Origin of the sequence: Mycobacterium numidiamassiliense (genome assembly GCF_900157365.1) — a bacterium.
Taxonomy (GTDB): Bacteria; Actinomycetota; Actinomycetes; order Mycobacteriales; family Mycobacteriaceae; genus Mycobacterium; species Mycobacterium numidiamassiliense.
This window is the reverse complement of sequence record NZ_FUEZ01000003.1, coordinates 1,448,664-1,470,893: the sequence shown is the minus strand read 5'-3', so window position 1 is coordinate 1,470,893 and position 22,230 is coordinate 1,448,664. Positions and strand designations below refer to the sequence as shown.

The 22,230-nt window shown below is 66.8% G+C and carries 21 protein-coding genes and 2 pseudogenes; 15 read left to right on the top strand and 8 right to left on the bottom strand.

All coding sequences use genetic code 11. The annotated features are described in order from the left end of the window. The first annotated feature begins 22 nt into the window (after positions 1 to 22). From MNAB215_RS06835 to MNAB215_RS06805, 7 genes are all read left to right on the top strand, one after another. Positions 23 to 1,183: a virulence factor Mce family protein gene (locus MNAB215_RS06835; protein WP_174604530.1), complete on the top strand. Its 1,161-nt coding sequence runs from the start codon at positions 23 to 25 to the stop codon at positions 1,181 to 1,183. Continuing rightward, positions 1,177 to 2,727: a virulence factor Mce family protein gene (locus MNAB215_RS06830; RefSeq protein ID WP_077078028.1), complete on the top strand. Its 1,551-nt coding sequence runs from the start codon at positions 1,177 to 1,179 to the stop codon at positions 2,725 to 2,727. Before MNAB215_RS06835 ends, MNAB215_RS06830 begins: the two co-directional genes overlap by 7 nt. Continuing rightward, positions 2,697 to 3,374, top strand: a complete 678-nt coding sequence (locus MNAB215_RS06825) for an Mce protein (protein ID WP_077078027.1) — start codon at positions 2,697 to 2,699, stop codon at positions 3,372 to 3,374. Before MNAB215_RS06830 ends, MNAB215_RS06825 begins: the two co-directional genes overlap by 31 nt. Next, entirely contained in the window at positions 3,371 to 4,351 is a 981-nt protein-coding gene (locus MNAB215_RS06820) for an RDD family protein (protein ID WP_077078026.1), read from the top strand. Before MNAB215_RS06825 ends, MNAB215_RS06820 begins: the two co-directional genes overlap by 4 nt. Then, complete coding sequence (locus tag MNAB215_RS06815) at positions 4,348 to 4,902, top strand: mammalian cell entry protein (RefSeq protein ID WP_077078025.1); 555 nt, start codon at positions 4,348 to 4,350, stop codon at positions 4,900 to 4,902. Before MNAB215_RS06820 ends, MNAB215_RS06815 begins: the two co-directional genes overlap by 4 nt. A gap of 134 nt (positions 4,903 to 5,036) precedes the next feature. Beyond that, on the top strand, positions 5,037 to 5,834 hold the full coding sequence (locus MNAB215_RS06810; RefSeq protein WP_425436405.1) for a mammalian cell entry protein: 798 nt from the start codon (positions 5,037 to 5,039) through the stop codon (positions 5,832 to 5,834). A gap of 52 nt (positions 5,835 to 5,886) precedes the next feature. Continuing rightward, positions 5,887 to 6,597, top strand: coding sequence for a YoaK family protein (locus MNAB215_RS06805; protein WP_077078024.1), 711 nt, complete (start codon positions 5,887 to 5,889; stop codon positions 6,595 to 6,597). A gap of 3 nt (positions 6,598 to 6,600) precedes the next feature. On the opposite strand, the gene MNAB215_RS06800 is transcribed toward MNAB215_RS06805, so the two are convergent. From MNAB215_RS06800 to MNAB215_RS06785, 4 genes are all read right to left on the bottom strand, one after another. Then, entirely contained in the window at positions 6,601 to 7,701 is a 1,101-nt protein-coding gene (locus MNAB215_RS06800) for a phosphodiester glycosidase family protein (RefSeq protein WP_108637544.1), read from the bottom strand. Between the two features lie 79 nt (positions 7,702 to 7,780). Beyond that, complete coding sequence (locus MNAB215_RS06795) at positions 7,781 to 9,265, bottom strand: YhgE/Pip domain-containing protein (protein ID WP_077078022.1); 1,485 nt, start codon at positions 9,263 to 9,265, stop codon at positions 7,781 to 7,783. Between the two features lie 34 nt (positions 9,266 to 9,299). Next, a complete protein-coding gene (locus tag MNAB215_RS06790; RefSeq protein WP_077078021.1) occupies positions 9,300 to 10,025 on the bottom strand; it encodes a pirin family protein in 726 nt (241 codons plus the stop codon). A gap of 4 nt (positions 10,026 to 10,029) precedes the next feature. Beyond that, complete coding sequence (locus MNAB215_RS06785; RefSeq protein ID WP_077078020.1) at positions 10,030 to 10,893, bottom strand: IclR family transcriptional regulator; 864 nt, start codon at positions 10,891 to 10,893, stop codon at positions 10,030 to 10,032. 61 nt (positions 10,894 to 10,954) lie between these two features. Here MNAB215_RS06785 and MNAB215_RS06780 point away from each other — a divergent pair, with 61 nt between their 5' ends. Next, the gene (locus tag MNAB215_RS06780) at positions 10,955 to 12,094 is read left to right on the top strand and encodes an NAD(P)H-dependent amine dehydrogenase family protein (protein ID WP_174604566.1); all 1,140 of its coding nucleotides are present in this window, start codon (positions 10,955 to 10,957) and stop codon (positions 12,092 to 12,094) included. A gap of 6 nt (positions 12,095 to 12,100) precedes the next feature. Then, positions 12,101 to 12,313 (top strand): annotated as a pseudogene (locus MNAB215_RS06775) (LysR family transcriptional regulator); the annotation flags it as partial. 2 nt (positions 12,314 to 12,315) lie between these two features. Here the strand turns inward: MNAB215_RS06775 and MNAB215_RS06770 are convergent. Further along, positions 12,316 to 13,734: an alpha/beta hydrolase domain-containing protein gene (locus MNAB215_RS06770; RefSeq protein WP_077078018.1), complete on the bottom strand. Its 1,419-nt coding sequence runs from the start codon at positions 13,732 to 13,734 to the stop codon at positions 12,316 to 12,318. 28 nt (positions 13,735 to 13,762) lie between these two features. Then, positions 13,763 to 14,858: pseudogene (locus MNAB215_RS06765) on the bottom strand (sigma-70 family RNA polymerase sigma factor). Here MNAB215_RS06765 and MNAB215_RS06760 point away from each other — a divergent pair. The 4 genes from MNAB215_RS06760 to MNAB215_RS06745 are packed head-to-tail and all read left to right on the top strand — an operon-like array spanning position 14,803 to position 19,069. Next, positions 14,803 to 15,645, top strand: coding sequence for an alpha/beta hydrolase (locus MNAB215_RS06760; protein ID WP_077078016.1), 843 nt, complete (start codon positions 14,803 to 14,805; stop codon positions 15,643 to 15,645). The pseudogene MNAB215_RS06765 and the gene MNAB215_RS06760 overlap by 56 nt on opposite strands. Before the next feature lie 45 nt (positions 15,646 to 15,690). Further along, positions 15,691 to 16,440 carry a DUF2786 domain-containing protein gene (locus MNAB215_RS06755; protein ID WP_077078015.1) on the top strand — a complete coding sequence of 250 codons (750 nt, stop codon included), beginning with the start codon at positions 15,691 to 15,693 and terminating at the stop codon, positions 16,438 to 16,440. Beyond that, positions 16,437 to 16,949 carry a TIGR04338 family metallohydrolase gene (locus MNAB215_RS06750; RefSeq protein ID WP_077078014.1) on the top strand — a complete coding sequence of 171 codons (513 nt, stop codon included), beginning with the start codon at positions 16,437 to 16,439 and terminating at the stop codon, positions 16,947 to 16,949. Before MNAB215_RS06755 ends, MNAB215_RS06750 begins: the two co-directional genes overlap by 4 nt. Beyond that, the gene (locus MNAB215_RS06745; RefSeq protein WP_245830146.1) at positions 16,946 to 19,069 is read left to right on the top strand and encodes a beta-glucosidase; all 2,124 of its coding nucleotides are present in this window, start codon (positions 16,946 to 16,948) and stop codon (positions 19,067 to 19,069) included. Before MNAB215_RS06750 ends, MNAB215_RS06745 begins: the two co-directional genes overlap by 4 nt. Here MNAB215_RS06745 and mymT read toward each other — a convergent pair. Next, positions 19,062 to 19,223, bottom strand: coding sequence for a copper-binding metallothionein MymT (mymT, locus tag MNAB215_RS30155; protein ID WP_281253301.1), 162 nt, complete (start codon positions 19,221 to 19,223; stop codon positions 19,062 to 19,064). The genes MNAB215_RS06745 and mymT overlap by 8 nt on opposite strands. 109 nt (positions 19,224 to 19,332) lie before the next feature. On the opposite strand from mymT, the gene MNAB215_RS06735 reads away from it, so the two are divergent. Further along, complete coding sequence (locus MNAB215_RS06735) at positions 19,333 to 19,986, top strand: O-methyltransferase (RefSeq protein ID WP_077078012.1); 654 nt, start codon at positions 19,333 to 19,335, stop codon at positions 19,984 to 19,986. A 12-nt stretch (positions 19,987 to 19,998) separates the two neighbouring features. Here MNAB215_RS06735 and ilvD read toward each other — a convergent pair whose 3' ends face one another. After that, a complete protein-coding gene (gene ilvD / locus MNAB215_RS06730) occupies positions 19,999 to 21,693 on the bottom strand; it encodes a dihydroxy-acid dehydratase (RefSeq protein WP_077078011.1) in 1,695 nt (564 codons plus the stop codon). Between the two features lie 126 nt (positions 21,694 to 21,819). Here ilvD and ricR point away from each other — a divergent pair, with 126 nt between their 5' ends. Beyond that, on the top strand, positions 21,820 to 22,122 hold the full coding sequence (gene ricR, locus MNAB215_RS06725) for a copper-sensing transcriptional repressor RicR (protein ID WP_077078472.1): 303 nt from the start codon (positions 21,820 to 21,822) through the stop codon (positions 22,120 to 22,122). Positions 22,123 to 22,230: the final 108 nt, after the last annotated feature.

Genomic DNA, 22,230 nt, shown 5'->3' with positions numbered 1-22,230 from the left:
GAGCAAGCCGAACCGACAGGCAGTGAGAGTGTTGCGGCTGATCCGCCGCCGAAGCTGCCAGGGCCTGGTGCTGCTGGTGGCCGCGGTGGTGCTGAGTTCGTGCGGCTGGCGCGGCATCTCCAACGTCCCGATTCCGGGTGGCCCGGGCAGTGGGTCCGGGGCCTACACCGTCTACGTCCAGGTGCCGGACACGCTGGCGATCAACGGCAACAGCAAGGTGATGGTCGCCGACGTCTTCGTCGGCTCGATCAAGGCGATTCAGCTGAAGAACTGGGTGGCCACCCTGACACTGGGCGTGAGCAAGAGTGTCAAGCTGCCCAAAAACGCCATCGCCAAGATCGGCCAGACCAGCCTGCTGGGTTCGCAGCACGTGCAGCTTTCCGCGCCGCCGAATCCGTCGCCCGAGCTGCTCAAAGACGGCGACACCATTCCGCTGAAGAACTCCTCGTCGTACCCCACCACCGAGCAGACACTGGCCAGCCTGTCGCTGATCCTGCGCGGCGGCGGCATCCCGAACCTGGAGGTGCTGCAAAACGAGGTCTTCAACATTTTCAATGGCCGGGGCGAACAGATCCGGTCCTTCCTGGGCAAGCTGGACACCTTCACCGAGCAGGTCAACGAGCAGCGCGACGACATCACCCACGCGATCGACTCGACCAATCGGCTGCTGGTCTACGTCGGTAACCGGTCGGACGTCCTCGACCGGGCGCTGACCGACCTCCCGCCGCTGATCAAGCATTTCGCCGACACCAAGAACCTGCTGATCAACGCCATCGACTCGGTGGGACGACTCAGCCAGGCCGCCGATCAGTACTTGTCGGAGGCGCGCGGGCCCCTGCACACCGACCTGCAGGCGCTGCAATGCCCGCTGAAGGAACTCGGCCGAGCCTCGCCGTATCTGATCGGGGCGCTGAAGTTGATCCTGACCCAGCCCTACGACATCGACACGGTGCCGAAGATGTTCCGCGGTGACTACCAGAACCTCTCGCTCACGCTCGACGTGACCTACAGCGCCGTCGACAATGCGTTCCTTACGGGAACCGGGTTGTCGGGAGCGTTGCGCGCACTCGAGCAGTCCTTCGGCCGCGATCCCGAGACGATGATTCCCGACGTTCGCTACACGCCGAACCCGAATGACGCGCCCGGCGGGCCGCTGGTGGAAAGGGGGGACCGGAATTGCTGACTCCCTTCATCAAGCGCCAGTTGGTGGCGTTCGGCATCCTGACAGTGATCTCACTGCTGGTGCTGGGCATCTACTACCTGCAGGTTCCCAGCCTGGTGGGCATCGGCCAGTACACACTCAAGGCCGAGTTGCCCGCGTCGGGCGGCCTGTACCCGACTGCCAACGTGACGTATCGCGGCATCACCATCGGCAAGGTCACCGACGTCGAGCCCACCGAAAAGGGCGCCGAAGCGACGATGAGCATCGACAGCAACTACAAGATCCCGGTCGACACGGTCGCGAACGTCCACTCGGTGTCGGCGGTCGGTGAGCAGTATCTGGACCTGGTCTCCAGCACCGGGTCCGGCCGGTATCTGTCCGACGGACAAACGATCACCAAGGGCACCGTGCCCGCCGAGATCGGTCCGGCGTTGGATACCGCCGACCGCGGCCTGGCGGCGTTGCCCAAGGACAAGATCGCCACCTTGCTCAATGAGACCGCGGAGTCCGTGGGCGGGTTGGGGCCGGCGCTGCAACGGCTGGTCGACTCCACTCAGGCGATCGTCGGAGACTTCAAGACGAACATCACCAGCGTCAACGACATCATCCAGAACTCCGGCCCGGTCCTGGACAGCCAGGTGAAATCGGGCAGCGCGATCGAACGCTGGGCGCGCAACCTCAACACGCTGGCCGCCCAGGCCGCGCAGCGGGACCAGAACGTGAAAAGCGTGCTGTCGCAGGCCGCGCCGACCGCCGATCAGGTCAACTCGGTGTTCAGCGACGTCCGGGAGTCGCTGCCGCAGACGCTGGCGAATCTCGAGGTGATATTCGACCTGCTCAAGCGCTACCACGCCGGCGTGGAGCAGGTGCTGGTGTTCTTGCCGCAGGGCGCCTCGATCGCCCAGACGGTGGCCGCGCCGTTCCCGAACCAGGCGGCACTCGACCTGGCGCTGTCGATCAACCTGCCACCGCCGTGTCTGACCGGCTTTATCCCGGCGCCGCAGTGGCGGTCTCCGGCCGACACCAGCCTGCAGCCGTTGCCGTCCGGCACTTACTGCAAGATCCCGATGGACACCCCGGCCAACAGCGTGCGCGGCTCGCGCAACATCCCGTGTGCCGATGTCCCGGGCAAGCGGGCAGCCTCGCCACGGGAGTGCCGCGACCCCAGGCCGTACGTTCCGGCGGGAACCAACCCCTGGTACGGCGACCCGAACCAGATCCTCACCTGTCCGGCGCCGTCCGCGCGCTGTGACCAATCGGTCCGGCCGGGCATGGTGATTCCGGCGCCGTCGGTCGACAACGGCTTGAACCCGGCGCCCTCGGATCGGGTCTCGGGGACACCGCCGCCGACCAGTGATCCCTTGTCGCGGCCGGGATCCGGTACGGTGCAGTGCAACGGGCAGCAGCCCAACCCCTGTGTCTATACGCCGAGCGGCCCCCCTTCGGCGGTATACAGTCCCCAGAGCGGTGAGCTGGTGGGGCCCGACGGTGTCAAATACTCCGTCGAGAACTCGACCAAAACAGGAGACGACGGATGGAAGGAGATGCTGGCGCCAGCCGGCTGAACCCCACCGACGCAGATGATTCGTTGGACACCCAGGTGACGACCGAGGATTCGTCGGAATCGGAGGTCGGAGTCGACCAGTCCGACACTGAGGTGACGACCCACGCCGACACAGCGGCCGAGGCCGTACCGGCGCCGGTAGAGCGTGGCCCGTCGCGGGTCGGTCGCCGCTGGTTGGCCGGTATCGCTGCGGTGCTGATCCTGCTGGCCGGGGGCATTGGTGCCGGCGGTTACTTCGCGCTGCGCTACCACAAGGAAAGCCAGGAAATAGCGCGCAACGACGCCGCCGCGGTCAAGGCGGCGATCGACTGTGTGTCGGCGACGCAAGCGCCGGACACCAGCACGATGATCGCCAGTGAGCAAAAGATCATCGACTGCGGCACAGACGCTTTCCGCACCCAGGCCATGATCTACACCAACATGCTCGTTCAGGCCTATCAAGCGTCGAACGTCCACGTGCAGGTGTCCGACGTGCGGGCCGCGGTCGAGCGTAACAACCCCGACGGTTCCATCGATGTGCTCGTCGCGATGCGCGTCAAGGTCGCCGGCGATCAGACGCAGAACGAAACCGGTTACCGGCTGCGGGTGACGATGTCGAACGCCGAAGGCCAGTACCGGATCGCCAAGCTCGACCAGGTGACCAAGTGACGGTGGTGGCCGAGGACAGTCCGACTAAGACCCAGAGCGCGGCGGGAATCCCGGCATCATCGGAAAATGCCTTGGTGCCGTGGCACATTCGTGCATGCGCGTGGGCTGTCGACGTCCTGCCGCCCGCAGCGGTGGTGACGACGATGGCGTTGGTGTCGTTCACCGTTTCGGCGGGCGGCGTGTGGTGGTGGGTGTGCATGTCCGTGCTGGGGCTGGCCACCCTGGCGCTGCTGGTCAACCGGCTGCTGCTGCCGGTGGTCCTCGGGTGGAGCCTGGGCCGCGCGCTGTGTGGCATCGCCGTGGTACGTCGCGATGGCACCGCCCCCGGAGCGTGGGGGCTGTTGCTGCGGGATCTGGCCCACCTCCTCGATACCGTGACGGTGGTGGGATGGTTGTGGCCACTGTGGGATGCGCAGCGCCGCACCTTCGCCGACATGTTGGGCAAAACCGAAGTGCGGCAAGCCGAGTCGAGCGTGGCGCTGCCCAAGCTGCGGCGCTGGACCGCGGTGGCAGCGCTGACGGCTGCGGTGTTGTCCCTGGCGGGTGCCGGTGTGAGCTACGCGGTGGTGTACTCCCGCGATCAGGCGACCGATCAGACCCGCGCGCAGATCGCGATACAGGGGCCCAAGATCGTCGCGCAAATGCTGACGTACGACCCGAAGTCGTTGCACGACGATTTCGCCCGCGCGCAGTCGTTGGCCACCGACAAATATCGCGGCCAACTCGTGACCCAGCAGGACATCGTGCAAAAAGGTAACCCGGTGATCAACGAATACTGGGTGACGGACAGCTCGATCGAAGCGGCGTCGCCGGACCGGGCGACAATGCTGCTGTTCATGCAGGGCCGGCGCGGCGCCGCGCCCGGTGAACGGTATATCACGGCCACCGTACGGGTGGCCTTCGTCAAGAGCGGCAACGATTGGCGCGTCGACGATCTCACCGTCCTGACCAAACCCAAACCGGGGAACGGAAAATGAGTCCCCGCCGTAGGTTTGCGCCCGGCGAGGCGCCGCTGCTCAGTGCGCAGCCACCCAAACCGCGGCGATCGCGGGAGTTGCCGCTCGCGGTCGCGGTAGCCGCGGTGCTGGCGGTCGCGGCAATCACGGCGTCCGCCCTGATGCTCGGCTCGCATGAATCGCGTGAGCGCGCCGCCTCCAGGGACCGTGAGGTGCTCAACTACGTCACGGGGTTCATGGCGGGCTTCACGTCGCTGGATCCGTTTCACGCCAACGACTACATCGCGCGGGTACAGGCCCAGGCGACCGGCGACTTCGCCAAGCAGTACCGCGACAAAGCCAACGAGATCCTGCTGCAGGTCGCCCGGGCCGAACCGGCCACCGGGACCGTGTTGGGTGCCGGAGTGGAACGGTGGAACGACGACGGCAGCGCCAATGTCATCGTGGCGACCGAAGTCACCTCCAAGTCGCCGGACGACAAGCAGGTCTTCGAGAACACGACTCGTTGGATGGCAACCGCTACCCGGGAAGGTAATCAGTGGAAGATCAGCAATCTGCTGCGGGTGATCTGACCGGCGACGCAGTCGAATCGGCGGTCGGCGAGGTCGACGAAAGTCCCTCTGCCACAAAAGAAGACGCTACCTCTGACGCCCCGAAAAAGACCCGGGCCCGACGCAGGCTGTTCGCTGGGAGGAAGCGGGCGGGCGTGGCGGACCTTCCGGCCGCCGCCGCGGGTGGCGAAAGTCCTTCTACCGCAATAGAGGACGTCACTCCCGCTGCTTCCGACGTCGCTTCTGACGAGGCCCCCGAGGCTCCCGCTGCCTCCGACGTCGCTTCCGACGAGGCCCCCGGCGAGCCGGCCTCCTCCGACGAGACGGTCGACGCCGCGACGACAGCCGCCAGCGAGACGGCCGATACCGAGGTGACCGCGGATGCCGGCGAGGCGGACCCGGAGGCGCCGGAGGCGACAAAGACCCGACGCCGGCTGTTGACCGGGAAGTGGGCGGGCGTCGTGGCCGCGGCGGCCGCCGTGCTGTTCGTCGGTTCCGCGGCATTCGCCGGCGCCACCCTGCAGCCCTACCTGACCGATCGCGCCACTGCCGCAACTAAACTGAAGGTGGCCCAGACCGCGGCCAATGCGATCACGACGCTGTGGACCTATACCCCGGAGAACATGGACAAGCTCGCCGACCGCGCGTCGGGCTATCTCAGCGGCGATTTCGAGGCCCAATACCGCAAATTCGTCGATGCGATCGTCGGCCCCAACAAACAGGCGAAAATCACCAACAGCACCCAGGTCACCGGTGCGGCGGTCGAATCGCTGGACGGTCCGGATGCCGTCGTCATCGTGTACACCAACACCACGTCCACCAGTCCGTTGAACAAAAACATTCCGTCGCTGAAATACTTGTCCTATCGGCTGTTCATGAAACGAGCGAATGGCCACTGGTTGGTGACGCGAATGACCACTGTGACTTCGCTGGATTTAACGCCGCACGTGTAGCACGATCAGCGCGGACGATCTCTGGAATTCGAGCCAGAAGGATGCTGCGCGAATGACCGCACCGACCACTCCCTCACCCATATCTGGGCGGCATACCGTTGCGGCACTGGTCCTGCTGACCTTTGCCACCGGACTGGCGGACGCGGTGAGCGTCCTGGTGCTGGGCCGGGTGTTCGTCGCCAACATGACCGGCAACGTGATCTACCTCGGGTTCTGGTTGGCACCGCGGAGCAGCCTCGACCTGGGCGGAGTCGCGGTGGTGATTCCTACCTTCGTCGCAACGACGATCGTCAGTGGCCGGTTGCATCGGCTCATCGGTCACCGGGCGCAACCGTGGATCACCATTGTGTTGACGACGGAAATCGCGGTGTTGCTGTCGCTTTCGATTTTGGCCGGTACCGGTGTGCTGCATTATCACGACAACACCAAACTCATCATCATCGCGATGCTCGCGGTCACGTTCGGTCTGCAGCACTCCAGCGCCCGGCAGTTCGGGATCCCCGAACTGTCCACCACGATGCTGACGTCGACGATCGTCAGCATCGGTCTGGACAGCCGCCTTGCGGGTGGCACGGGTGAGCGTCAAACGCTGCGCCTGAGCGTTGTCGCCACGATGTGTGCCGGCGCCTTTGCCGGCGCGACGATGACGAACTTCTTCGTTGCTCCGACGTTCGTGGTCGCCGCCGTCGTGGTCGCTGTGAGTCTGCTGATCTTCCGATTCGGGACTGCGCCAGTGAAAAGCGAAGTGGTGGAAACGAGTTAGCGTTTAGTTGAATGCCAGCCAGCTGGGCAGTGCGCGTTCGTGGGAGTCGCAGAGCACCTCGCGGGTGTCACACGATCCCCTCGGTGATCCGGCGCCGGCCCACATCCCGCCGGTGTCGCGGCGCAGCACGATCGCCGACGACCCGCCACCGTCGAGCAGGATTGCGTTATCGCTGCCCAGGCCGCGGAACAAGTCCTGCATGTTGTCCGGGGTGTAGCTGCCGCCCTCAAAGACGTACATCTCGTCGCGCTGCTTGACGTAGGCCAGCGCCGTGCGCGCCGCGCTGGGCCCGCCGTCACGCAGCTGCTGAGTCTGGCCGGGGGCCAGCAGCCCGATGCCGGACACCGCGACGAACTTCTCGTTCTTGTTGAGCAAGTCCTCGACCACCGGGGTGGCGGAGTCGTAGTCGTTCTTGCTCCGGGGCCACACCACATACGGCGCCCCACCTGTCGGCAGGATCATCGTGGTCAACGACGACCAGCTCTCGCCGCCGCCGGAAAGGCCTTGCTTGCCGGGGTAGACCGGGGTGCCGGTCACAGCCTGGTTGGCCCGGCCCTGACCGTTGGTGTTGTCGACGAAGGCGCCCAGCGGCGAGCTGCAACCGGTCGTGCGCCAGCTGCCGCCCTTCTGGCCGCGCACATCGAAGAAGTTGGCGTTGATCGCGATGGTCGGCTGGCCCATCCGCAGCCATGCCTGCCGCGGCTCGTACAGCTCGGACGCCTGCCACAACCCCTCTTCGGTGCGGGCCCCGGGATTGTGCTCGCAGCGGGCCTGGTCGCCCCGATGGGTGTCGACCAGCAGATGCGGGGCAAGGCGTCCGGAGGCGTTCTTGATGACCATGAGATGGCCGCCGTTGTTCATCTCGTACCAGTGGCCGCTGGCGTCGAGCAGGGGTGTGGGGTGGCCGGGGCCGAAGTTGTAGACCAGATACGAGCCCTGGGTGGCGCCGACGGCGCTCGCCAGCATCTCGCGGCCGTCGGCGGCATGCGCGACGGGCGCTCCCGACAGGACCGCGCATCCCATTACCGCGGTGAGGGTGGCCGCCAGTCGGCGCAACCTGCCGGTTCGTGTCGGCACGATAGCCCTTTCGGCCCGAACGTCAATGCAACCCTAGAATCATCAGTCACATTTGTCACACTGTCAACCTAAATAACGGTTGCGTGACGCTTTGGCCGCGCCGGAATTACGTTCGCTCGCTTGGGCTTTCGCGCTCGGCATCGGGTGCGCCGGCCGGCTCGGACGCGGCCGCTTTGGCCGAGGCGGTCGCTTTGGCCGGGTCGGGCGCGGTCGCGGTGTCCGCTTTGTCCGCCGACCCGATTCCGTGCTTGGGCCCGGTGTCGGTGCGCGACTTGTGTTGCGCCTGATGTGCTTCGGCGATCGCCATTTCGACCGCGCCTTGAATCCGGTGGAATCCGCTGCGGTCGTAAATTCTCGTGGTAATGCCGCCCACCAACAGACCGATGATCAGGCCGATACCCGTCATCCACAACGCCTGGGACAGGCCCGCCTGCCCGGAGCCGTTGAGGTAGAGCAGCGATCGGATACCCAGGAACACCTGGTGCATCGGTTCGAATTCGGCCAGCCAGCGGAAGAACGGCGGGACCGCCTCGAGCGGGACCGTGGCGCCCGCCGACGGCAGCCCCAGGATCACGAAAACCAGCATGCTGAACAGCAATCCCATCGACCCCAGCACCGCGATCAGCGAGCTGGATGTCACGCCCACCGCGATGATGGCGAAGACGCCGTAGGCCCATAGCTGCCAGCCGAGCGTGATGGGCATGCCGAGGCCGTGCGCGATGGCTAGGTAGACCGCGGATGTGATCACCGCCAGCACCACCATGATCGACCACTTGACCAACAGGGTGCGGAAGCGCGAGATGTTGGCCTGTTCGGCAAAGCGATACACCGGGCCCCACTCGGCGGGCACGTAGCCGAGCAGCGAATCGACCAGGGTGCTGACCACGATGCTGCCGGTGAAGCCGGCCAGCAGCAGCAACAGCGCATAGTAGAAGGCCGACAACCCATTTCCGGTGCCGTTCGGCAGTGGGTTGTACACCGCTGACTTGACGTCGACGGGGCTCGCGAGTCCGAGCTGCGCGGCACCGGTCAGCTCCGCACCGCCGGACTGGGCCGCGACCTGTGCGGAAAGTTGTTGTCCGACTTGCTGATTGATCTTTGTCGCGGCCAGGTTCAGTGTCTGCCCGGCGATGCTGGAGCCCAGCGTGCCGGCGCGCTGGTTGGTGTAGATCGCGATCGAGGGCCGCTCCACATGGCCGGGCATCAGCGCACTCTCGCCGTATTCGCGCAGCCGGGAGGAGAACGTGGGTGGAATCACCATCTCGCCGTACACCTTGGCGGTATCCAGCAGGCGCTGCGCTTCGTCGTGCGACACCACCTGGACGTCGAACTTGTTCTTGTCCAGGTTCGCGCTCAGGCCGTCGACGATCTTCGCCCCGGTGGGCCCGGCGTCCTCGTTGACCACCGCGATGGGAAAGTGCCGCAAGTTGGTCGTCGGGTTCAGGATGCCGCCGAGGTAGAGCGCGCACAGCGCCGACATCAAGGCCAGCGTGGCAAGGATGGGCAATGCCCAGAACTGCACGGTCCGTAAGGCTTTTACGTCGTGTTTCGGGTTCGGCGCCGCGTGCCGCGGCTGCTGCGATTCAGACATGCAGGCTCCTGTTCGTCAGGCCTACTCTATTGGTCTAGCCGCCCAGCCCGGCGCGCATCTCCCAGATCAGGACCTCCGACGGCTCGCGGGCGGTCAGCCTCGGACCGTCGGCGTCGGTGAACCGGACCGCATCCCCCGCCTCGAGTTCGCCGACGCCCTCCACGGCGACGCGGCCGAGTGCCACGAAGACGTGCAGGTAGGGGGCGGCGGGCACGCTGACGGTGTCACCGGGTTGCAGCCGCGACGCGTGCAGCGCCGCGTGGCGATTGTGCAGCGAGATGGCGGCATCACGCTCGGGTATGCCCGAGGCGATCGTGACCAAGCCACTACTGAGCAGGTCGTTGTGAACTTCGTGCTGTTGATAGCTCGGTGTGACAGCAGTCTCATCCGGGGTGACCCACATCTGCACGAAATGCACTGACTCCGTAGCGGAGTCGTTCTTCTCCGAATGCAGGATGCCGCTACCCGCGGACATGCGCTGGGCCAGGCCGGGATAGATCACGCCGCGATTGCCGATCGAATCCTGGTGTGCCAGAGCTCCGTCCAGTACCCACGTGACGATCTCCATGTCGCGATGCGGGTGGGTGTCAAAGCCGGTGCCGGGGGCGACGATGTCGTCGTTGTTCACCAGCAGGAGACCGTGGTGGGTGTTGCCCGGGTCGTAGTGATCGCCGAACGAGAACGAATGCCGGGAGGTCAACCAAGGCGTCGTGGTGACAGCGCGCTGCGCAGCGCGCCGGCGCTCCGCGGTGGCAGGCATAGCCTCAGGGTAGTGCGGCCAGCAGCCCCCGCGCGTGCTCGAGTGCATCGTCGAGGGCGTCCAGGGTCAACCCGGCGGGGCGGCCCAAGTGGATCTCGATTTGGTATTCCGGTTGTCCGTCCTGGCCGAAGATCGGCAGGACAACGAATTCCGTTGACGGCAGATCTGTTTCGAGCGCATCGGTCACCGACTGCAGGGTGACCATCGTCATCAACGTGGTCAGTTGACGGGTGACCTGCGCCGTTGGTTCCAGCGACGCCAGCACGCCGGCCAGGCGATTATGCAGTGACTGGTGGGTGTCGTCGAAGCGCCACGCGCCGTAGCCGCGGGCCCGGATATCGGCGAGGACCCGCCGATGTTGTGCGATCTCGCCGCGGGTCAGCCGTGGCATCACCCGATGCAGCCAGGACTCGACGAACTCGTCGTCGCGCCAGGCCATCGCGACCAACCCGAACGGTGGATCGATCGGGAAGCGCTGACCGACGGCGTGGCCGCCGTCGGTGCCGTGCCCGACCGCGTCGATGGTGGTCAGTTGCCGATCGCCGATGCGCGACATCGAGCAGCCCGCGCCCAGCGTATTGCGCAGGTAGTCCAAGGCTTCGCGCCCGCGGTCCAGCAGCGGGAACTGCGTGCGCAGGCCGTGCACCAACCCGAATAAACCGCTGCCCAGGCAGAAACGGCGATCCGCCCGCCGCATCACCCAGGCCCGCCGTTCCAGCTCGGTGAGCACCAGGGCGCACGTCGAGCTGCTGATCCCGCAGACCTTGGCCAGCTCGGCCGAGGTTCGGCCTTGTGGTGAATCCGCCAGCGTGGCAAGCACGTCCATCACCCGCCCGGTCGGCGGTGATTTAGCGGTTGACGTACCCATGTCCAGCTTCCTACCATCCGTCCAAAATATAAGAACAGTCGTCCTAATATTAGGAGCAATGGTGATCAAGGTGGGGGTGTGGGGCCCGGGTTCCATGGGTGTCATCGCGTTGCGCGGGGTGATCGACCACCCCGAGCTGAAACTGGTCGACGTCGTGGTGCACAGCGACGGCAAGGCGGGCCGCGACGCGGGGGAGCTGTGTGGCATCGCGCCGGTGGGGGTGGTGGCCAGGCAGGATCCGGCGCCGCTGTTGGCCGGTGACGCCGACGTCGTGGTGTATGCGGCCGGCGCCAACCTGCGTCCGCTGGACGCCGTCGAGGACATGGTGTCGATCCTGCGAGCGGGCAAGAACGTGGTGTCCTGTTCGGTGGTGCCGCTGGTCTACCCCGACGCCGTCGACGCCGCGTTCACCGAGCCACTGCGGCAGGCCGCGGTGGACGGCGGCGTGTCGTTCTTCACCACCGGGATCGACTCCGGATTCGCCAATGACATTCTGCCGCTTGTGCTTACGGGTGTATCCCGGGTGATCGAATCGGTGCGCGTGACGGAGATGTTCAACTACGCGACCTACCCGGACCGGGCCGCGGTCTACGAGATCCTCGGATTCGGCAAGCCGCTGGAGTTCACCGCGTTCGCGGCCACACCCGGTGTGTTCACCTTCGGCTGGGGCCCGGTGGTGCATCAGCTCGCCGCCGGGCTGGGCGTCAAGGTCGACCACATCGAGGAGAGCAACGAAAGGCTGCCTGCCACCGAGTCGTTCGACACCCCGACCGGTCGCATCGAGGCCGGCACCATCGCGGCGATGCGGTCGACATTGACCGGATATGTCGGGGACGCAGCAACTTTCGTCATCGACCATGTGACGCGAATGCGAGACGACATCGCGCCCGACTGGCCACAACCACACATCAGCATTCCGCCGAAGGATCTCGGCTACGGGCAGGCTTCGGGCCGAGGGGTGTACCGCGTCGAGATCGAGGGATCTCCGAGCATGCGCTGCGAGTTCGAGATGGCCGAGGACCATGACCACGACCTCGGTGCGCGGATCGCGGGCTCGTCACGGATGGTCAACGCCATCCCCGCGGTGTACGCGGCGGCGCCGGGACTGTTGTCCGCGCTGGACCTGCCGTTGATCACCGGCACCGGGCTGGTCCGCCCGGTGGACGGACCCTCGCCGGATAGCCGCCTTTTTCAGTTCTGACGCGCCGACCTGTCCGGGCTATACGCGGCGGTGCGGTCCGGGCTCGGGCTGGCTCTGCTGCCGGTGATCGGGAAGCTGCCCGATGGCCTGTGCCCGGCCGAAGGGCTGCCGCCGACCAACTATGCCAAGGTGCTGGTCCGCGGCCGCGCCGGTATCGATCCGGATCTGCTGAGCGCCGTCGACGCCGCGGTGCGTGACGTGCTGGCTAACGAAAGCTGAACTCAGGCAGGGTATGTCGCGCCGGCCAGCTCGATGATCTCGGCCCGGTCGGCCGCCAAGATGAACCCGGATCGGATCGTGGAATCGAGTGCGGCCGTAAAGCGTTCGACATATTCGGTGACGCCCCCTGGGTAGAGCCGGCGTACCGTGTCGGCGTCGAAGGGTTCGCCCGAGCCGAAGATCGCGGCCATGACGCTCTCCAGCGCTTCTACCTCGCCGCCCGCGCCGGATGTCCGGGCGATCGGCACGTCTACCCAAGGGGTCCGGACGCCGCCCTCGGAAAGGCCGTTGGCGTCCAGGATCGGTTGTGCCTCTTTGGTTTCCCCCGCCTCGCGCATTCTGATGGGTGGCGCGACGGGTGCCGCCTCGCCGCTGCCAACCCAGGTGTTCAGCGCGGCAATTGCCGCCTGGACGACATAGTGGTGTTGCGGCGCGAAGTTGATGAAGTGCGCGAGCTGTTGGCCCATCAGCATGTTGGTCGGCGCGTAGGCGGCCACGATGGAATCGAGCGGCGCCGCGCCGGTGTCGATCGGGCCGACCTGAATCGTGTAGTTGTCGGCGTGCGCGGAGCCGGGAATCTCCCAGACCCGCAGTCGCTCGTTGTCCGGCTGACGCGCGAAGTAATAGCCGTGCCGAACGCCGCCGAACAAGTCGGTTTCGGTGATGATCGTGAGGAGCGGGACGCGCAGGTCGGGACGGAATTGCACCGCCAGCGGTGTGTCGCTGGTCAACTCGTCGAAGATGGAACCGCCATCCAGCGGTGCCGCAGGCGCGAATCGGGAATGCACCAGGAAGCCGTCGTAAACCCGGGCAAGCGGATCGACGGCGTTGACGTAGGTGGTGAGGAACATCGCCGATTGCGATTCACCCACGGCGATAACGTGTTTCACGTCGAAGTCGCTCAGCACGCCGGCGCCCCTGACCAGCGCGCCGGTCTGGGAGAAGATGTCGTAGCAGAAGGCATCGCCCGGGTGGTGCAGGGCGCCGTACCGCGTCGGGTCTTGGCTCTTCAGCGACATGTCCATACCCAGCATGCTTGCCCCGCCGTCCACCCCGACCTTCTGGGCCGACACCGCGACGTAGGCGTAGCCCGCGCGAACTATTTCGCGATGGGCCATCATCCAGACGGCGGGAGCGTCGATGCCGCCGCTCACATTGAGCCACTCGACCAGGACCGTCCCGTTGAACCGGGCGTGGTCGGCCGGCGTCAGCACCACGATCCGCGTGGCGTAATCCTGCGCACCGTCCGGCGTCACCTGCCAGGCGCCGTCGGAACCCAGTTCGGCTGCCGCGGTGTACGACGACGCCGTTCCGGAGATGAAGAACTCCGCGGCGACGTAGTCCAGGGCGCCGATATCGAATGCACCCAACAACAGGGCGGGTTTTCCGGGCACCGGCGTAACGGTTGGCAACTCCGACATGAGCTACACCTTCTTGGCTCGAGAGCCGTCACAGCGAACTGGGCAGCCCGAACTTCGCGAACAACGTGTCGTCCAGGAATGCAACCACATGCGACACCCCGTCGGTGCGGACATCCAGAACATGTAGTTGGAAGGCCACGTGCGTAGCGCCCATGCGCATGTACATCGCCGCGGCGGGCTGACCGTTGGCGACCAGCGGGATCATCCGCATGTCGCCGCCCACCTCGGCGGGGCACTGCTGGTGAATGAGGGCGATGATGTCGCGCGGGCCCTGGTACCAACCCGTGTAGGGCGGCATCTCCCAGACCGCCTCGGCGGTGAACAGCTCCACCAGCCGCTCGATGTCGTAGGACTCGAACGCCGCGATGTAGCGGGCCAGGAGGTCTTGGGCTTCGGGGGAATTCGGCGTCGCCAGTCGGTCCGTCGAGCTGGGTCCGACCGTCTGCAGCTGCGACCGGGCCCGCTGCAACAGGCTGTTGACCGCCGTCGTGCTGGTGCCGATCGCGGTGGCCACTTCGGCCGAGTGCCACTGCAGGACCTCGCGCAGCAGCAGCACCGCCCGCTGCCGGGGCGAGAGGTGCTGCAGCGCGGCGACGAACGCCAACCGCACCGATTCGCGGGATTCCACGACGGCCGACGGGTCGGCCGGGTCGTCGGTTGCCTGTGGCAGTGGCTCCAGCCAGGGCACCTCGCGGCGTTCCACCAGCTCCGCCGTCGGATCGGAAGGGGCTCCGCCGAGCCCGGCCGGCAACGGCCGGCGCCCGCGGCCTTCCAGCGCGCTCAGGCAGGTGTTGGTGGCGATGCGGTGCAGCCAGGTTCGCAGCGACGACTTGCCCTCGAACCGGTCGTAGGCCTTCCAGGCCCGCAGCAATGTCTCCTGCACCAGATCCTCCGCGTCGTGCAGGGATCCGGTCATCCGATAGCAGTGGGCGAGCAGTTCGCGACGGTACGGCTCGGCGGCGGCGGAGAAATCGGCGTCGGCGCCATCGGCGGCGAGCAGGCTCACCCGCCCGAGCCTACGCAGAGCCTCCGACTACGGGCTGCCCGGAGCCACTACGCTGCTCCGTAATGACAACGACGACCCGCACCGAACGGGCTTTCGACGGCGTGGGCGGTGTACGCATCGTCTACGACGTCTGGACGCCTGACACACGGCCGAAAGCGGTGGTCGTTCTGTCGCACGGCCTGGGCGAGTATGCCCGTCGTTACGACCACGTGGCCCTTCGCTTCGGCGAGGCAGGGCTGGTCACCTATGCGCTGGATCACCGTGGTCACGGCCGCTCCGGCGGCAAGCGCATGCTCGTCCACGACATCACCGAATACACCGGGGACTTCGCCACCCTCGTCGGGATCGCCACCCGGGAGCACCCCGGCCTCAAGTGCGTCGCACTCGGGCACAGCATGGGCGGCGGGATCGTCTTTGCCTACGGCGTCGAGCGGCCGGACAACTACGACCTGATGGTGCTGTCCGCCCCGGTGGTCGCGGCCCAGGACGCAGTGTCGCCGCTGCTGGCGTTCGCCGCCAAGGCGCTCGGTGCCCTCATACCTGGCGTGCCGGCGCAGGAACTCGACGTCGACGCGATCTCCCGCGACCCCGCGGTGGTGGCGGCCTACAAGGCCGACCCGCTCGTCTACCACGGAAAGATCCCCTTCGGCGTCGGCCGGGTCATGCTGCAGGTCGGAGAAACCATGCCGCGGCGCGCGCCGGCACTGACCGCGCCGCTGCTGGTGGTGCACGGCTCCGACGACCGGCTGGTGCCGCTGGAAGGCAGTCGCCGCCTGGTCGGATCCGTGGGCTCCCCCGACGTCGAGTTGAAGGTGTATCCCGGCCTTTATCACGAGGTCTTCAACGAGCCCGAACAAGACCAGGTGCTCGACGATGTCGTCTCGTGGATCCTGAACCGGCTGTGAATCGGCCCTGAGCGAAATGTCGCTACCCTGCGATAGTTTGGCGATATGACCGACGACAAGATGCTGGCTCGCATCGCCGCACTGCTGCGTCAGGCCGAAGGCACCGACAACGCGCACGAGGCCGACGCCTTCATGAGCGCCGCGCAACGGCTGGCGACGACGGCGTCCATCGACTTGGCAGTGGCCCGGTCGCATGCGGCCGAGCGTTCGGCGGCCCAAGCCCCGACCCAGCGGACCATCACCATCGGCGAGGCGGGCAGCAAGGGATTGCGAACGTACGTGCAGCTTTTCGTGGTGATCGCCGCGGCCAACGACGTGCGCTGCGATATCGCGTCGAATTCGACGTTCGTGTATGCCTACGGCTTCGCCGAGGACATCGACGCCAGTCACGCGCTGTACGCCAGTTTGGTGGTCCAGATGGTGCGGGCTTCGGACGCCTACCTCGCTTCGGGTAAGCATCGGCCCACGCCGACGATCACCGCCCGGCTCAATTTTCAGCTCGCGTTCGGGGCCCGCGTCGGTCAGCGGCTGGGCGAGGCCCGCGCGGAAACCCGTCGCGAGGCCACCAAGGACCGCAGTCGCCGGCCGGGCACCGCAATTGCTTTGCGGAACAAAGATATTGAGCTGCATGACTACTACCGCAGCGCGTCGAAGGCGCGCGGTACCTGGCAGGCCAGCCGAGCGACGGCCGGCTATTCGTCGGCCGCGCGGCGTGCGGGCGACAAGGCAGGCAAGCGAGCGCGGCTCGGGAACAGCCCCGAGCTGCCCGGGGCGCGGAGTGCGCTGGGCCGGTGACTGCGGCGGGCCCCGCGAAACGGGACTCCCAGCGGGCCAAGGTCTATGCCGCTGAGGAATTCGTCCGGACGATGTTCGACCGGGCCGCCGAGCGCGGCCTACCCGCCGTGGAGTTCTTCGGCACCCAGCTGACCTTACCGCCGGAGGGGCGATTTGGATCGGTCGAGTCCGTGCAGCGCTACGTTGATGGCGTGCTCGAATTGCCCGCGGTACGGCAGCGCTGGCCCGAGGTGTTGCCGCTGCGGGTGCGCGCGCGAAAGGCGGCGACTGCGGCCCACTACGAAAATCGCGATGGCACAGGGATTATCGCGGTTCCCGACCGTGACACTGCCGACTGGGCGCTGCGCGAGCTGGTGATACTGCACGAAGTCGCCCACCACCTGTGCCGGGCGGAGCCGGCGCACGGCCCGGACTTCGTCGCGACGATCTGCGAATTGTCGGAGCTGGTGATGGGACCCGAACTGGGTCACGTGCTGCGGGTGGTTTACGCGAAAGAGGGTGTGCGGTGAACGAATCAGCCGATCCGGACGCCCGGGCGCGGGACGTAGAGGCGCAGCTGACCGACGACGAGCGGTTCTCGCTGCTGGTCGGGGTGATGGGGGCCGGGGACCTGTGGCCGTTGCCGGACGAGCGCATTCCCCCCGGCGTTCCGATGAGCGCGGGATACGTCCCCGGCGTCCCCCGGCTCGGCGTACCGGCGCTGCTGATGAGCGATGCCGGCCTGGGCGTCACCAACCCCGGCTATCGCCCGGGCGACACGGCGACCGCGCTGCCGGCCACACTGGCGCTGGCCGCCGGTTTCGATCCCGCGCTGGCCCGCGCGGCGGGCGAGGTGATCGGGCGCGAGGCGCGCAGCCGGGGGTTCAACGTGCAGCTGGCGGGATCGATGAATCTAGCGCGCGACCCACGCAATGGCCGTAACTTCGAGTATCTTTCCGAGGACCCGCTTTTGACCGCGACGATCGCCGCCGAATCCGTCGCCGGGATCCAGCGCCACGGCGTCATCTCGACGGTCAAGCACTATTCACTGAACTGCAATGAGACCAACCGGCACTGGCTGAATGCGGTCATCGATCCCGACGCGCATCGCGAATCCGATCTGCTGGCCTTCGAGATCGCCATCGAACGTTCGCAGCCCGGCGCGGTGATGACGGCATACAACAAGGTCAATGGTGATTACGCGTCGGCCAACCACGCCTTGATCAACGACGTGCTGAAAGGCGTTTGGGGATATCGCGGTTGGGTGATGTCGGATTGGGGTGCGACACCGAGCTGGGAGTGTTCGCTGGCCGGCCTGGACCAGGAATGCGGTGCCCAGATCGACGTCGTGTTCTGGCAGGCGGAGGCGTTCGGCGATCCGCTGCGAGCCGCCTACGCCGACGGCAGGCTGCCCAAAGCGCGCCTCTCCGACATGGTCCGGCGGATCCTACGGTCCATGTTCGCCGTCGGCATCGCCGAACGCGAGACCGTGCCGCAGCCGGATATGGCCGCGCACAACGACATTGCCCAGCAGGTCGCACGGCAGGGAATCGTGTTGCTGCAGAATCGCGGTGTGCTGCCCCTGGACACCGACTCGGTGGCCCGCATCGCTGTGATCGGCGGCTACGCCCAACGCGGTGTCCCAACGGGTTGCGGCTCGAGTGCTGTCGTGCCGCCGGGCGGCTACGCGGAGGTGATCCCGATCGGTGGCTCCGGCATGATGGGTCCAACCCGCAACCTGTACCTGTTGCCGTCGAGTCCGGTCGATGAGCTGCGTAAGCGAATCCCGAACGCGCAGATCGAGTTCGACCCCGGTATCAGCCCGGCGGAGGCGGTGCTGGCGGCGCGGCGGGCCGACGTGGTGATCGTGTTCGCGATCCGCGTGGAGGGCGAGGGCGCCGACAGCGCCGACCTGTCGCTGCCGTGGGGTCAGGACGCGGTCATCGCGGCGGTCACGGCGGCCAATCCGAACACCGTGGTGGTGCTCGAGACCGGTAACCCCGTGGCCATGCCCTGGCGAGATTCGGCGAATGCGATCATGCAGGCGTGGTATCCGGGCCAGGCCGGTGCCGCTGCCATCATGGAAATCATTGCGGGCCAGGTGAATCCGTCGGGGAGACTGCCCGTCACCTTTCCGGAGGATCTGGCGCAGACCCCGCGCCCGGAGATACCCGGACTAGGCGCTCCGTTCGGCGAAGCGACCACGATCGACTACTTCGAAGGCGCCGATGTCGGATACCGCTGGTTCGCGCGGGAAGGTCTGGCGCCGATGTTCGCGTTCGGCCACGGCCTGTCCTACACCACCTTCGAGTACCGCGACCTGGTGGTCACCGGCGGTCAGACCGTGTCGGCCAGCTTCAGCGTCGCCAACATCGGTGACCGAAGCGGCGCGGATGTGCCGCAGCTGTACCTGACGGGCGCGCCAGAGGAACGACGGGTGAGGCTACTCGGATTCGAGCGGATCGAGCTCGAACCGGGTGCCGCCCGCCGGGTGACCATCGAGGCGGATCCGCGGCTGGTCGCCCGCTACGACGGCGCCGCCGGGGCGTGGCGCATCGCGCCGGGCAGCTATGCGGTCGCGGTGGGTAAGTCGGCGGTCGACTGGGAGCTGACAGCCCAGGTCGAGCTGGCCGGCCGCCGTTTCAGCTGACCGGCACCATTTCGTCGCCGCAGGTGCATCGGTATGGTTCGCCCGCGCCGCTGCAATGACACTCGGCTTCGATCCGAACGCGACAGCCACAGCCGCCGTGCCCGCAGGTCAACAAGGTTCCCGCTGCGTAGTCCGCCATGTGAATCATCCTTATCTTGTTGGGGATTCCGGTGATCCCACTGGGAAGCTCAATGTATACCCTATAGGGGTACACGGTAAATAGGCCTGCCGCGTCTCATCGGTCGGGCGGTAGCGTTGACGGCATGACCCAGACAACGACTCCCGAAGATGTCGATGCGTTCCTGGACGCCACCCTGATCGCCGACGACCCGGCCCTGTCCGCCGCGCTCGAGTCCAGCGATGCCGCCGGGCTGCCCCACATCGCGGTATCGGCCCAGCAGGGAAAGTTCCTGTCGCTGTTGGCCGGTGCGATTCAGGCGCGGCGTGTTCTCGAGCTCGGCACCCTGGGTGGCTTCAGCACCATTTGGCTGGCCCGCGGGGTCGGGCCGCAGGGTCGGGTGGTGACGCTGGAATACGAGCCCAAGCACGCCGAGGTCGCGCGGGTGAACCTGCAGCGGGCGGGCGTCGCCGACCGGGTGCAGGTGGTGGTCGGTGCCGCGCTGGACGCCTTGCCGAAAGTGACCGGTGGCCCCTTCGACCTGGTGTTCATCGACGCCGACAAGGACAATTACCCCGCCTACCTGGAATGGGCGATCAAGCTGGCCCGTCCGGGCTCAGTGATCGTGTTGGACAACGTCGTTCGCCAAGGCGGTGTGCTCACCGCCGACAACGATGCCGCACGTGCCGTGCAGCAGACGCTCAAGCTGATGGGCGAGCACCCACGGCTGGACACCGCGGTGATTCAGACGGTCGGAGCCAAGGACTGGGACGGCTTCGCCTTCGCGACGGTGAAGTAGCCTATCGAAGCGCTAGCCGCAGACCGCGCCGATCGCCGCCGAGCTGACCAGCTTGACGTACTTGGCCAGCACGCCGGTGGTGTAGCGCGGCGGGGGCGGTGCGAAACCCTCTCGCCGGGCGTCGAATTCGCCCGGATCGGTCAGGACGTCCAGCGTCGCACCCTTGACGTCGAGCCGGATCCGGTCGCCGTCGCGCAGGAAGGCGATGGGTCCGGCGTCGACCGCCTCCGGCGCGATGTGCCCCACGCACAGTCCGGTGGTTCCGCCGGAGAAGCGGCCGTCGGTCAGCAGCAGTACGTCCTTGCCCAGCCCGGCGCCCTTGATCGCGCCGGTGATGGCCAGCATTTCGCGCATTCCGGGCCCGCCCTTGGGGCCCTCGTAGCGGATCACCACGGCGTCGCCCTTGGTGATGGTGCCGTCCTCGAGGGCGTCCAGCGCGGCGCGTTCGCCGTCGAAAACCCTTGCGGTGCCTTCGAACACGTCGGAGTCGAAACCGGCGGACTTGACCACTGCGCCGTCAGGCGCGAGCGACCCGCGCAGAATGGTGATCCCACCGGTCGCGTGGATCGGGTGATCGAGGGCGCGCAGCACCTTGCCGTCGGGGTCCGGCGGTGCGATGGCGGCCAGGTTCTCGGCCACGGTCGCGCCGGTCACCGTCAAGCAGTCGCCGTGCAGCAGGCCGGCGTCCAGCAGGGCCTTCATCACCACCGGCACGCCGCCGACGTGGTCGACGTGCGACATCACATGGCGGCCAAAGGGTTTGACGTCGGCCAGATGTGGGACCTTGGACCCGATCCGGCTGAAGTCGTCGAGCGTGAGCGCCACCTCGGCCTCATGTGCGATGGCAAGCAGGTGCAGCACCGCGTTGGTCGATCCGCCGAACGCCATGACCACCGCGATGGCGTTCTCGAATGCCTCCTTGGTGAGGATGTCGCGCGCGGTGATGCCGCGGCGCAGCAACTCGATGACGGCCTGACCGCTGCGCCGGGCGAACCCGTCGCGGCGGCGGTCGGTGGCCGGCGGTGCCGCGCTGCCCGGCAGCGACATGCCCAGTGCTTCCGCGGCACTGGCCATCGTGTTGGCGGTGTACATGCCGCCGCAGGCGCCCTCACCGGGACAGATCGCACGCTCGATGGCGTCCACGTCCGCGCGCGACATCAAACCGCGCGCGCACGCCCCGACCGCTTCGAACGCGTCGATGATCGTGACCTCGCGTTCGCTGCCGTCGGACATCTTCGCCAACCCGGGCAGGATCGAACCCGCGTAGAGAAACACGGCCGCCAGGTCGAGGCGTGCGGCGGCCATCAACATTCCGGGTAGCGATTTGTCGCAGCCGGCCAACAGCACGGACCCGTCGAGGCGCTCGGCCATCATCACGGTCTCGACGCTGTCCGCGATCACCTCGCGGGACACCAGCGAGAAGTGCATCCCCTCGTGTCCCATCGAGATGCCGTCGGAGACCGAGATGGTGCCGAACTCCAGCGGGTAGCCGCCGGCGGAGAAGACGCCCTCCTTGACCGCCTTGGCCAGCCGGTCCAGCGAGAGGTTGCACGGGGTGATCTCGTTCCACGACGACGCCACCCCGATCTGCGGCTTGGCGAAGTCCTCGTCGTCCATGCCTACCGCGCGCAACATCCCGCGGGCGGCGGTCTTCTCGAGACCGTCGGTGACGTCGCGACTGCGGGGTTTGATGTCGGGTGTGGCCATCCTGCAAGTATGCGCTGGCCAACCGCGCTGCAACTCAGCGGGGTCATACCCCATTGGGGTATCGTTCGGGGTGCCGGATGGGCAGCGTCCGCGTCGGGAGCGTACTGGGAGGGGCTGAAGAGCCAGATGACGACTGCGCACGGATATTCGCAGCAGAAGGACAACTACGCCAAGCGACTGCGGCGCATCGAGGGCCAGGTGCGTGGCATCGCCAAAATGATCGACGAAGACAAGTACTGCATCGACGTCCTGACACAGATCAGCGCGGTCAATAGCGCCCTGCGGTCGGTGGCGCTCAACCTGCTTGACGAGCACCTGGGTCACTGCGTCGCCCGCGCGGTGGCCGAGGAGGGGCCGGAGGCCCCGGAAAGGGCTCAAGCCAAGCTGGCCGAAGCGTCGGCCGCCATCGCGCGTCTGGTTCGTTCCTGACCGGTGATGCACCGGTGATGCAGTTGTGATGCGTTTCGGCCAGCTAACTGGGGTGCACCCGTTGTCGCGGTGCGTACCGTAAGGCAGTGTGATCGCATTAGGCACGAC